10 protein-coding genes and 1 riboswitch are annotated in these 12,627 nt (G+C 47.4%); of the genes, 3 read left to right on the forward strand and 7 right to left on the reverse strand.

Annotated features, from left to right (window positions below; translation table 11 throughout):
- Positions 1 to 14 precede the first annotated feature (14 nt).
- Both KNO61_RS15375 and KNO61_RS15380 read right to left on the reverse strand, forming a co-directional pair.
- Entirely contained in the window at positions 15 to 2,057 is a 2,043-nt protein-coding gene (locus tag KNO61_RS15375; protein WP_214873799.1) for a heavy metal translocating P-type ATPase, read from the reverse strand.
- 110 nt (positions 2,058 to 2,167) lie between these two features.
- On the reverse strand, positions 2,168 to 2,530 hold the full coding sequence (locus KNO61_RS15380; RefSeq protein WP_015880762.1) for an ArsR/SmtB family transcription factor: 363 nt from the start codon (positions 2,528 to 2,530) through the stop codon (positions 2,168 to 2,170).
- Positions 2,531 to 2,679: 149 nt separating this feature from the next.
- Between KNO61_RS15380 and yhfH the strand changes: the two genes are divergently transcribed.
- Positions 2,680 to 2,838: a protein YhfH gene (yhfH, locus tag KNO61_RS15385; protein ID WP_015880761.1), complete on the forward strand. Its 159-nt coding sequence runs from the start codon at positions 2,680 to 2,682 to the stop codon at positions 2,836 to 2,838.
- Positions 2,839 to 2,872: 34 nt separating this feature from the next.
- Here yhfH and KNO61_RS15390 read toward each other — a convergent pair whose 3' ends face one another.
- The 3 genes from KNO61_RS15390 to KNO61_RS15400 form a co-directional block, all read right to left on the reverse strand.
- The gene (locus KNO61_RS15390) at positions 2,873 to 3,205 is read right to left on the reverse strand and encodes a fluoride efflux transporter FluC (RefSeq protein WP_078147891.1); all 333 of its coding nucleotides are present in this window, start codon (positions 3,203 to 3,205) and stop codon (positions 2,873 to 2,875) included.
- Between the two features lie 10 nt (positions 3,206 to 3,215).
- The gene (gene crcB, locus KNO61_RS15395; protein ID WP_214689106.1) at positions 3,216 to 3,602 is read right to left on the reverse strand and encodes a fluoride efflux transporter CrcB; all 387 of its coding nucleotides are present in this window, start codon (positions 3,600 to 3,602) and stop codon (positions 3,216 to 3,218) included.
- A 79-nt stretch (positions 3,603 to 3,681) separates the two neighbouring features.
- Positions 3,682 to 4,884 carry an ornithine--oxo-acid transaminase gene (locus tag KNO61_RS15400; RefSeq protein WP_015880758.1) on the reverse strand — a complete coding sequence of 401 codons (1,203 nt, stop codon included), beginning with the start codon at positions 4,882 to 4,884 and terminating at the stop codon, positions 3,682 to 3,684.
- Between the two features lie 155 nt (positions 4,885 to 5,039).
- Here KNO61_RS15400 and KNO61_RS15405 point away from each other — a divergent pair, with 155 nt between their 5' ends.
- Positions 5,040 to 7,094 carry an EAL domain-containing protein gene (locus tag KNO61_RS15405; protein ID WP_214685507.1) on the forward strand — a complete coding sequence of 685 codons (2,055 nt, stop codon included), beginning with the start codon at positions 5,040 to 5,042 and terminating at the stop codon, positions 7,092 to 7,094.
- A 17-nt stretch (positions 7,095 to 7,111) separates the two neighbouring features.
- Here the strand turns inward: KNO61_RS15405 and KNO61_RS15410 are convergent, their stop codons facing one another.
- Positions 7,112 to 8,515 carry a basic amino acid/polyamine antiporter gene (locus KNO61_RS15410; protein ID WP_214685505.1) on the reverse strand — a complete coding sequence of 468 codons (1,404 nt, stop codon included), beginning with the start codon at positions 8,513 to 8,515 and terminating at the stop codon, positions 7,112 to 7,114.
- Between the two features lie 223 nt (positions 8,516 to 8,738).
- On the opposite strand from KNO61_RS15410, the gene KNO61_RS15415 reads away from it, so the two are divergent.
- Positions 8,739 to 10,364 (forward strand): peptide ABC transporter substrate-binding protein, encoded by a 1,626-nt coding sequence (locus KNO61_RS15415; protein ID WP_214685503.1) that lies wholly within the window; start codon positions 8,739 to 8,741, stop codon positions 10,362 to 10,364.
- A gap of 347 nt (positions 10,365 to 10,711) precedes the next feature.
- Here KNO61_RS15415 and KNO61_RS15420 read toward each other — a convergent pair whose 3' ends face one another.
- Positions 10,712 to 12,304 carry a Na+/H+ antiporter NhaC family protein gene (locus tag KNO61_RS15420; RefSeq protein WP_214873802.1) on the reverse strand — a complete coding sequence of 531 codons (1,593 nt, stop codon included), beginning with the start codon at positions 12,302 to 12,304 and terminating at the stop codon, positions 10,712 to 10,714.
- Positions 12,305 to 12,416: 112 nt separating this feature from the next.
- Positions 12,417 to 12,591, reverse strand: a riboswitch (Lysine riboswitch).
- Positions 12,592 to 12,627 lie beyond the last annotated feature (36 nt).

A 12,627-nucleotide genomic window follows, 5' to 3' on the forward strand; every position in this document is an offset into this window, starting at 1 on the left:
CCGAGACACTTCTTTCATGATGTCATACGAAGTAACCGCGTCGCGTTCGCGATGGCAAGAAGCGCCACTCCCACGTCCGCAAATACCGCTTCCCACATCGTTGCGATGCCGAACAATCCTAAAAGCATGACAAGTGCTTTGATTCCAAAGGCAAGGAAAATATTTTGCCAGACGACGCGCTTCGTTCGTTTGCCTAGCTCAATGGCCCGAATGACATCCGTTGGCGCATCATGCATCAATACCACGTCCGCCGCCGTGACTGCTGTATCGCTTCCGACGCCACCCATGACGAGACCGACGTCTGCCCGGGCCAAAGCCGCCGCATCATTCATACCATCCCCGACGAAAGCAACTTTACGCGTTCCGAGCATCCGTTCGATTGCCTCCACTTTCTCGTGCGGAAGCAACTCCCCTCGTACTTCATCCAATCCGAGTTGCTTGCCAATTTTTGTAGCGACTTCTCGACGATCTCCAGATAGCATGACCGTCTGGATTCCGATTCGTTTCAATTGTTCGATTGCAGCCATCGCATCCGGCTTTACCGTATCCATCAGTTCGATTCGTCCAAGCCAACGATTATTCTTCATCACATGTACATTCGTCCCGATTGACGAATCTGCAATCACTTGACCTAACCGTTCCATGTAACGGGCACTCCCTACATACACCTCGTCGTCACCACCTCGTGCACGGAGACCATATCCTGGCTCCTCTTGAATCGATTCAAACGCTTGAACCTCCCCAGCACGACGGACGATTGCTTGCGCAAGAGGATGATTGGATGCTCGTTCGACCCGAGCAGCTAAATGTAACAGTTCATTAACGGTGATACCGTCTGTCGTCACGACATCGGTCACTTCAAATCGTCCGGTCGTCAATGTCCCTGTTTTGTCGAAGACCACTGTATCCACTTCAGTCAACGTGTCAAGGAACTCGCCACCTTTTACAAGAATCCCTTGTTTCGATCCAGAACCGATCCCCCCGAAATAACCTAACGGGATAGAAATCACAAGTGCACACGGGCAACTGATGACGAGAAAAATCAAGGCCCGGTAAATCCATTCATTCAAGTCCCCTACAAACAAGGGTGGAACGAATGCGACAAGTGTCGCCATGACTACCACAATCGGCGTGTAGACTTTTGCCAATCGTGTGATCATTTGTTCCGTCTTTGCTTTCTTTCCATTCGCCTCTTCGACGAGAGCAATCATTTTTTGAAGGCTCGACTCAGCCGCAAGTTTCGTCGTTTCAACGACGAGACGCCCCTCGATATTGACCATACCTGCCAACACTTCCTCGCCCGCGCTCACTTGCCTTGGAACGGATTCACCTGTCAAAGACGATGTATTTAGGGAACTCGCCCCACTCACGACGAATCCGTCCATCGGGACTAGTTCTCCTGAACGAATGACGAGATGTGACCCAACCGACACGTCTTCCGGCAATCGTTCCATTTCCTGACCCGCCTCGAGTACACGCGCTCGGGTCGGTTTCATATTCAACAAGGACTGAATCGATTTTCGGGAGGCGCGTACCGCCCGTCCTTGCACGTATTCACCGAGCTGATAAAACAGCATGACTGCTACCGCTTCCGGGTATTCTGAAATGGCGAATGCCCCGATTGTCGCAATGGTCATTAAAAATTTCTCGTCAAACCATTCCCGGTTCCATACGTTCCGGATCGCACCGTATACGACGTCGTAGCCAGCAAGTGAATATGCCGCAATGAATCCTAAAGTCGAATCTGTCCAAATGGCAATTGAAAAAATAAAAGCAGCCATAAGGAATCTCCAAAGCGTCCAATCTCGTCCTACGGTTTGATCGTCGTCTTGTTTAACAAACTTTGCTCCCGGTTCAATCCGTCCCATCGTCTGCTCAATCGACTGAAGCGTCTTGTCACGGTTTGACTGGTCCACCCACTCAATCACCATACGACTCGTCGCAAAATCAATTTGACAAGATGCGACTTCTTCACGTTTCGATACATCTCGCTCAATCTTAGCTGCACAATTCGTACAGGTAATACCGGACACAGGTAGTACGTCTCGATTTTTCATCATATCCCCCCAACATTCAAACGTTCATTTGAATATATCGTAACGTGAATTTTAATCGAAGACAAGTACCAAAAAAATGACCGTCCCCATTCGAGGGACGGTCATTGGACTTAAACGTCTTTTTGTTCTTCACTATGCGTCAATGCAATTTCAACGAGCTGTCTTACGTGTTCATCATCCAATGAATAATAAACGACTTTCCCTTCTTTACGATACTTTACCAACCCTTGTTCGAGTAACGTCCGTAAATGGTGAGATGCGGTCGCGTTAGAGTGGCCGATAACGGCGGCCACATCGCATACACATAGTTCGTGTTCGAGCGTCAACACATACAGCACTTTTAAACGGGTCGGATCAGCGAATGCTTTAAACAAACGACTGACTCGAGGCGCATCTAATTGCGCCAAGGCGGTTTGTAGCGTTGGAACGTCCTCAGATTGAATCCCAATCGTTTCACACTGTGGCACTTTCATTTTTTTCACCTCGTCTTTTGATGAGTATAGTGTAGCAAAAAATCCCGAATATATCTGTTATATATTATAGTTGACTTTGCGCCACCTGTTATAATACAATCATGATAACAACCAATACCGTGACACATCTACGAAGGAGGCATTTTCATATGAATGAATGGGCAAGCCGACTCGAATCATCTGTCGAGTTTTATCAAAAACTACCGGACAAAACGTGCCAGGAATGCGGGAAGCATATGGATGAACAGTGCGAGTCATACGAAACGACTTGTGCTTCATGTACCGAGAAGCTTCAACTTGCAGAATAAAACAACGCCCCTTCGAAATGGAAGGGGCGTTGTTTTAGATGGACCATCCGATATAAGCAGCCAGTATTCCAAACAGATATGTCGCAAGGAGATAAAGTCCGAATCGAATCCAGTCTTTTGTCGCAAACCGCATCAATTCAAGTTTCAAAGTCGAAAACGTCGTAAACGACCCTAAAAATCCAATCCCTAAAAAGAGAAGGAGCGACGGATGGCTCGTGTGGGCATATAAATACCCAAGAGCAAACGAACCCGACACATTGACGAATAATGTTGCAAATGGAAAGGTGGAATCAGACCACCGTTTCATCAGTTGACCGATAGCAAAACGACACATCGCACCAAAAAAGGCACCTGTCGCAATCCACATGATTGTCACTCTATTTCACCTCACCTTTTCGTCTCACGCCGACACGATAACCAAGCCATGAGCTCCCGAGTCCAAGCGTGATACTCAGAAAGACGTATAGAAGCGCCAGCCCGATTCGACTTTCCTCTAATAATCGAATCGTTTCAACACTAAACGTAGAGAATGTAGTGAAGGAACCGATCATTCCGGTCCCTACAATGGTGACGAATTGAGGAGAAGGTTTGCCTGTTCGAAGAAACATGTGTGTCAACCACCCCAACAAAAAACTACCGATGAGATTAGTCAGAAGAGTTGCGACGGGAAACACACTTGATCCCAGTGAATCGACCATCAAGCCGAGTCCATAGCGAGCCAAAGCACCGACCGCCCCTGCTAGTCCAACGTATACGTACAGCATTGAATTCCTCCTCCACGAAAAAGACACCTGCAACGCAGGTGTCGATTGAGCTAAAACGATTATATCAAGCTGTCTTCATTTACGAAATAGCTGCTGGCGCCAAAACGGCTTCAATCGCTTCGAACGCTTGGTCGAGTTCTTCTTTCGTGATCACGAGCGGTGGTGCCAATCGAATCACGGTCTCATGTGTTTCTTTACAGAGAAGTCCTCGCTCTTTTAGCGCCTCACAGTAAGGACGAGCCGACTCCGTCAACTCAATGCCGATAAAGAGTCCGCGACCGCGAACATCACGAATCATCGGATTGTCGATCGACTTCAAGCGATCCATGAAGTACGTCCCGAGTTCTAGCGAACGCTCCGGTAGGTTTTCTTCTTCAAGCACTTCAAGAGCTGCGACCGAAACAGCTGAAGCAAGCGGGTTTCCGCCAAACGTCGACCCGTGCGAGCCTGGGTTGAAGACCGAAAGAATCTCCTGGTCAGCTGCAACGCATGAGATTGGGAAGACCCCACCTCCAAGTGCTTTTCCGAGAATATACATATCCGGTGTGACGTCTTCCCACTCGATGGCAAACCACTTTCCAGAACGACCAAGTCCAGACTGAATTTCATCTGCGACGAAGAGGACATTATGTTCTTTACAGAGCTCAGATGCCCGCTTCAAATAACCAGCCGGCGGAATGATGATTCCAGCTTCCCCTTGAATCGGTTCAACGATGAACGCAGCTGTATTCTCTGTGATCGCCGCTTCGAACGCGTCGATATCACCGTATGGCACAACTTTGAACCCTGGCAATAGCGGTCCGAATCCACGCTGATATTCCGCTTCTGTCGACATCGACACAGCAGCCATCGTCCGTCCATGGAAGTTTCCTGAGCAGACGATGATTTCAGCTTGTCCCGGAATACCCTTCACGTCATATGCCCAACGACGTGCTGTCTTCACGGCCGTCTCGACCGCTTCTGCACCCGTGTTCATCGGTAACACCATCTGTTTCTTTGTAAGCGTTACCACTTTGTCGTAAAAACGTCCGAGTTGATCGTTATAAAAGGCACGCGACGTCAACGTGATCTTATCCGCTTGATCTTTAAGCGCTTGGATGATCTTTGGATGACAGTGTCCCTGATTGACAGCAGAGTATGCACTTAACATATCCATGTAGCGGTTCCCCTCAGGATCGGTTACCCAAATCCCTTTCGCCTCCGAAATGACAATCGGTAGTGGATGATAGTTATGTGCCCCGAACTTCTCTGTCAACTCAATCACATCATGTGTTTTTGACATATTGTTTCCCCCTTATTCAAAACTATCTTACTCTTTCAGTATATGACGTCCCTCTTTCTTTTGACAATGACGAACTTAAGCATTCCTTGAATTGGCAAAATCAGGTACACTGACATTAGAATATGTATTTAGCATGACAGATTGGAGGAAATGATGTGGCTTCATTGCGTGATTTACCAGTAGATGAATTCATCGATGCTTTATCTGTTCCGTGTTGTTATATTTCTCAAGATGGTACGGTCCTATTATGGAATACGCATGCCGAAGTTTTATTCGGCTGGGAACGTGACGAAGTCCTCCATCAACCGCTGCCGGTCGTCCGGCAATTAGATCATGCTCTCGAAACATGGTCTCCGCTCCTCCTTCAATATCCATTCTCGACAACGGCGATGACGCCGTTTCAACATAAAGATGGCTCCGTCATCTATGCGACTGCCTACCTGCAATCTTTTTCGCTCGAAGGGATCTATGGTTATTTTTTAGCGTTTCTCCCAAAAGGATTTGGACCGCTCATCAGTACAGAACAGTTCAATCTACTTCATCATTTTCAAGAGATGATCAAACAGTCCACACATTACTTGGCGACAAATGCGAAAGGCGAGATTGTAGACATCAATCCTTCGTTATGCCGTCTACTCGATGCGACGGAGCAACAGCTAATCGGCCACGAATGGTTCAATCTCATCCATGATTCGAGTGACCAAGACGAGATTTCGCGTAACGTCTTAAAATCTCTAGCGACGAATAGAGTTTGGAACGGCGAGATGCCGATCTCCTGTAAGCAACATGAGTCAGAGCCGTGTTGGCTCAACTTGACTGTCGTACCAATTGTTAGTGAGAAGAATGAAGTGATTCAATATACCGCCTTCGGATTTGATGTGTCGGAAAAGAAACGCCTTGAAAAGGAAGTCCAGTCCCTCGCTTATCAAAATGAGTTGACCGGACTTTATAATAAGAAAGGGTTTTTACGTCGTTACGACTCCATCCTTCAGCAAATCGACGAGCGAGAAGGACTCTTTCATATTGCCTTGTTTGATATCGACCGCTTCAAAATCATCAATGAATCATTCGGCTCTCGTGTCGGGAACGAACTCCTGATTCAAATCAAGGAGCGCGCACTTCATCTCATTCCGGAATCCGCTCTTTTATTCCATCCTACGGGCGGACTGTTCGGTGTCATGTTCTTCGAGGAATCTAAGGAAGAAGTGTTCCAAGTACTTCGACATCTACAACACGAGCTGCAACGTCCGTTCCGGATTTACCATCACTCCATCATGGTATCGATTTCGATTGGATGCGTGTTTTATCCGTCATCGGCAAGTTCGCTCGAGGAACTGTATACACGTGCTGAAAGTGCCCTCTTCAAAGGGAAACAGATTGGCGTCGGTACGATTCAATTCGTGACAAAGGATATGGATGCTGCCTTCTCTAGACAGATCCATATTGAGAAGGCGATGTATCGAGCTCTTGAAGAAAAGCATTTTTATCTTGAATATCAGCCAAAGTATGAACTCGCCACAGACCGTCTCATCGGTTTTGAGGCACTCCTTCGTTGGCATCATGAAGAACTCGGACAAATCCCGCCTTCAGAGTTCATTCCGCTCGCGGAAGAGATGGCACTCATCGTTCCCATCAACAACTGGGTCATCTTAGAGGCAACGAAACAACTGAAAGCCTGGAAAGCCGAGTTCGATCAACCGCTTTCGATGGCAATCAACATTTCGCCTAATCAATTTCGGAGTGACAGTTTTTTGAATACGTTACGAAACATCAAGCAACAACTCCAGCTCGACCCAGCAGACGTCATCTTGGAAATCACGGAAAGTCTCGTCATGCAAAAGACCGATGAAATCATCGAACGCATGGAACAAATCAAGCGCTTGAACTATCGACTGTCGATTGACGATTTTGGGACAGGTTTTTCATCCTTACAGTATTTGAAGTCCTTCCCGGTCGATGAACTCAAAATCGACAAAGTCTTTCTCGATGATTGGATGGCGTCCAAATCTCATCTCCTCGATGTCATCGTCCATCTTGGGAAGAGCTTAAATCTCCACGTCGTCGCAGAGGGAGTGGAAGATGAAGAGATGTTGGCACACTTAAAGTCGACAGACTGCGATTCTTTCCAGGGCTATATATACGCAAGACCTGCTTCACCAAGTGTAATCGAACAATTACTCCGATCATCAAAAAACTCACCGGACGCTTGAGGCGCCGGTGAGTTTTCTTATAGGGCAATCGCGGCTGTCCAAAGTCCATAAATGCCATAGGTCGCACATAATAGAATAATCAAGGCAATCATCGACTGGGTACGGGTCAAGAACGGTCGTCCTTGTTCCCGTTCTGCCAAAAGAAAGACGAAGATGCCAGGGGCGTATAGAATCATCGCAATCAAGACATACTCGAATCCTGAAGCATAGAGTAACCAGGCGGCGTATAGCGAGGCAACCCCGGAAACGACCATCATCCGTAGCGACGTCGCCCGCTTCGCCTCCATCCATCCATAGAGTGCCGAGAATAGATAAGGAACGAGTGCTGCGATTCCAGCGATGCTTGAAAGCACGAGATACGTTTGTTCTGAAAACAAGGCGATGGCCGTGACGACTTGGGTGAACGCTTGGGTGATGAATAGTGCGTTCACCGGTGTCTCATTCGCATTCAAACGGTGAAACACCTTTGGAAACACCCCATCCCGGCTCGCCAAGTACGAAATCTCCGTCGCTAAAATCGTCCAACCGAGCAATGCGCCTGTTAATGATACGAGCAGTCCGATGTTAATCAAGGTTGCGCCGAACGGACCGGCGACCGCTTCTAACACATATGCCATCGACGGTTCAGGCAACGCAGCGAGTTGTTCCTGTGTCATGACACCAAACGAGAAGATGGAGATCATCATATATATCAATAAAGTTCCAATCAGACCAATGACCGTGGCACGACCGACATCTTTTTTATGACGTGCGCGCGATGACAATACGACCGCTCCCTCAATCCCGACAAATGCCCAGAGTGTGACGAGCATCGTCGACTTCACTTGTGGAAACACATCCGCCCAAACAAACCCTGTTTCTCCCCAAAAATCGACTTGGAACGTATCCATTTGAAATGCGAATACAATCAACACGATAAACAAGATAATCGGAACGAGTTTCGCAATCGTTGTCACGATATTGAGAAGTGCCGCTTCACGCATCCCACGTGAAATGAGCCAAAATAAGCCCCAAATCAGAACGACACTCACGAACAAGCGAAACAGTCGGTGTTCTGCTGAGAATATAGGAAAAAAATAAGCCAATGTACTGAAAATCAATGTGATATTGGCTACCGTCCCAATCCAAGCCGACATCCAGTACCCCCATCCGCTGTTGAATCCGACAAACTTCCCGAAACCTTCACGGGCATAGGCGTAAATTCCGCCTTCTAGCTCTGGCCGCGTGTTTGCTAAAAACTGAAAGACAAAGGCGAGCATAATCATGCCGACACCCGTAATCCCCCACCCAATTAAAACTGGTCCGACCCCTGCCCCTTGTGCCATGGCACCAGGCAGGTTAAACGCACCTCCACCAATCATGGTCCCGACGACCATTGCCGCAAGACCGAAAAAGCCGATTCCGGCTGAATGTTGTTTCAAGTTAACGCCTCCACTACTACTCTGTCTATACGAATAACTATACAAAAATATTGTATAATCATTCGTTGATTTTTCTATTCTACTTCCTGTAAGGATTGCTGCATAGTCATTCTAAACAAGTTTATATTTTCGGATAATTTGAAAAATTCCATTGCATATTCATGTTAGATGTAGTTTAATTACAGCATATTCTAAATTATCAGAATTTTCGGGAGGTTGTATGATGCGTAATAAAAAATGGTTAGCGTTATCGGGGGTCGCATTATTGGCGACGGCAGCTTGTAGCACAGGGGATGACTCATCAAGTTCAGAAGGTTCATCTTCGAGCGATGCGAAAAAAGAAGTCACAATGGTATCAGCGACGGATTTGCCGCAGCTCGATCCGACACTGACAACAGACTCGACATCGGTCATCGTGACAAACAACGTGTTCGAAGGATTGTATCGTCTAGACGAGAACAACCAACCGACACCGGGGATTGCCGAAGATGTCGAAGTATCTGAGGACGGCCTTACATACACGTTCAAGTTACGTGACGCAAACTGGTCGGACGGTTCTCCAATTACAGCTGAAGACTTCGTTTACTCTTGGAAACGTGCCCTCAATCCTGAAACAGGTGCGGAGTATGCCTACATTCTTCAAGACTTGAAAAACGCCAACAAAATCCTTGCGGGTGAAATGTCGCTCGACGACCTCGGCGCAAAAGCGATTGACGAGAAAACGCTTGAAGTACAATTGGAAGCACCAGCCCCTTATTTCTTAGGTTTGACTGGATTCCCAACATATATGCCGCAAAAACAAGAGTACGTCGAAGAGCAAGGCGAAGAGTTCGCAACATCTGTCGACAAGACACTCTATAATGGACCTTACGTCTTGAGCGAGTGGCAAGACAATGCAGGATGGGTTTACAAGAAGAACCCTGAATATTGGGATGCTGAAAACGTCAAGATGGACACGATCAACGTCAAAGTCGTAAAAGACGTATCGACTGGGGTCAACTTGTTCGAGTCGGGTGAAGCGGACTACACGCTCCTCTCTTCTGAATTCGTTCCGCAATTCGAAGACAGCGACGAGTTCAAAACGCGTGCCGATGCTCGAATCAACTTCCTTCGTTTCAACCAAAAGAACGAAGCGCTCCAAAACGTCAACATCCGTGAAGCACTTGCGAAAGGATTCGACAAACAGAGTGTGACAGATGTCATCTTAACAGACGGATCGCAACCGGCGAACTATATCGTAGCGAAAGACTTCACGTTCACAGAAGACGGAGCTGACTTCCGTGAGAAGTATCCAGACCTCCTCAACTACAACGTAGATGAAGCAAAAGCCGCATGGGAAAAAGGATTAGAAGAATTAGGTGTTGAAACAATCGAACTCGAGTTCCTCTCACGTGACGAAGAAGCATTCAAGAAAGTGAACGAGTTCATCAAAGGCGAACTTGAGAAGAACTTGCCTGGTTTGACACTTAACATCAAACAGCAACCGTTCAAAAACTTCCTTGATCTTGAAGGGAAAGGCGAATATGACGTTTCTGCAGCTGGTTGGGGCCCTGACTATCAGGATCCGATGACATACCTCGACATGTGGGTCACAGACGGACCGTTTAACCGTATGGAGTACTCGAATGACGAATATGATCAGTTGATTCAATCTGCGAAGAAAGAAGCCGATCAGATGAAACGTTGGGAAGCAATGCAAGAAGCAGAACGCATCCTTCTCGAAGAAGACTTTGCCATCGCTCCGATTTATCAAAAAGGTGAGGCATACTTAGAGCGTTCAAACATCGAGAACATGTACCGTCACCCGTTCGGTGCCGATGCAAGTTTCAAGTGGCTTGACGTGAAATAATGATTGTAACCTCCTTGATTCCTACATGGACCAGGGAGGTTTTTCTGTCGTGAAAGTCTCTCTATAAAGAGTTTGACACTGCGGTTCACCTTATTAGCTGTCACGATCTGCATCATGAATGTATCTGGATTGGATGACAAGCACATCTACTTCGCCTCCATTTTGGTTGCTCGAGACACCTTGGTTTTCTTTGTACGTCATTCATCTCCATTACCACAGCCTATCACTGTACATCATAGTTCTCTTTTGGTTCATTCTCGGTAAACTACTCGACCGTCTCACTTATGCAGTGACGACCGCACATAAAAAATGACTTCCATCAAATCGATGGAAGTCATTTTCGTGTATTAAGCCTCACGCTTCGCACGGAGTTCTGCAGGTACTTTCCCACGTTTTGAAATCACTTCTGCGATTCCAACCAATACGATAAACGAAATCAATGCAGCGAAGAATCCGATCCAAATCGACGCTGTAATCCCGAGCACCAAGTAACCGATCGCCGAGACAACCGCTGCAAGAATAGCGTACGGCAATTGTGTCACCACGTGGTCGATATGGTGTGAGCCCGCTCCTGTTGAGCTGAGAATCGTTGTATCGGAAATTGGTGAACAGTGGTCACCGAACACCGCTCCGGCCAATACAGCCGCAAGTGACGCGAGAAGGAGTTCTGGTTCAACGGCCATGATCAAGTCGGCACCGATTGGAAGCATCAAACCAAATGTTCCCCAGCTCGTTCCTGTCGAGAATGCCATGATTCCGGCAATCAAGAAGAGAAGGAGTGGCAAGTAAGATGCAGCGATTGTATCTGTCACGAAGCTCGCCAAGTATTCACCAGTCTTCATGTCGCTGATGACCGCAATGATTGTCCAAGCAAACAAGAGAATCAAGACAGCCGGCCACATGGCACGAACGCCTTCCCATGCCGCTTTTCCATAGTCACGTGTTGGGATTTTACGACCAATGAGAAGCAAGAATGCGACAATCAAACTGATGACAACACCCGCAACGAGTGAGCGTGTCACGTCTGTCGATTCGAAGGCTCCAATCAACGAGAAGTCTTGACCGTCAGCCGCGAGCGCTTGACCACCCGTGTAAAGCATCGCTGACACTGTCGCGATGATAAGCGTGATAATTGGTACGATCAAATCACGTACTTTTCCACCTTCGTGCTCGTGTAAATCTTCGCTCATTCCCATCGGCTTTCCTTTTGCCGAATCATACAACTCCCCTTGGAGGGCACGAAGTTCGTGCGTGCGCATCGGTCCGATGGCAAGTCCAGTGAATGCCACATATGCTGTCAAGAGTAGTGCGAAGACGGCATAGAAGTTCATTGGGATGATTTGAATGAATGCAGAGAATGACGAATAGCTGTCAATCGAGTATTTTGCCAAAATACCTGCGATGATGGCGATGATATATGCACCCCAACTTGAAAGCGGGCTGATGACACAGACAGGTGCTGCCGTTGAGTCAATCATGTAAGCCAGTTTTGCACGTGAGATGTTTTTACGGTCTGTGAGTGGACGACTGATGTTTCCGACCGCCAAGCTATTGAAGTAGTCATCGATAAAAATCAAAATACCAAGTCCGAATGAGACGAGACGTGCACCGCGTGCTGTCTTGACGTTCGCCGCAGCCCATTCACCAAATGCGCGTGCGCCACCTGACGTTTGAATGATTGACGATAAAATCCCGAGAAGGAGCAAGAACGCAATCAACAAGACGTTCCATTCATTGATGGCTCCATCCGCCCAGAATAAGGCGATGACGTTCGACCACAAATATTGAATCGAATCAATTGGATTGAAACTATGCAAGAGAAGGACTCCTGCGATGATCCCGACACCGAGTGATGGGATGACCTTTCGTGTTGTGATTGCCATAATAATTGCAAGTAATGCCGGTACGAGTGAGAGTACCGATGTTGAATAATCTACCATGCTGAATTCCTCCTTTTTTATTAGGATGAGGCCCCCCTATGCTTAAAAAAACGCAAAGCGAGGGCATCGGCAACAAAGCCGACACCCTCGCTGGATGTTCCGTCTTTCTTAGCCGACTTGGAGCGCTCCATACGTAAATATGTATGGCAGTCCGACGGGTATTTCCCGTCAGCCCAGCACAACCCCACGGACATGGTGTTGCACTTCGGCGATCCTGCCTTTTTGTAGTCCTCATCGTTGTCATCCTCCGACTACTTACTCATCAGCATCGCACCTCTACCTCATCGATAGCACGAATATTCATTTAAAGTTACGTCTAAATT

This window comes from Exiguobacterium sp. s140 (assembly GCF_018617035.1).
Taxonomy (GTDB): Bacteria; Bacillota; Bacilli; order Exiguobacteriales; family Exiguobacteriaceae; genus Exiguobacterium; species Exiguobacterium profundum.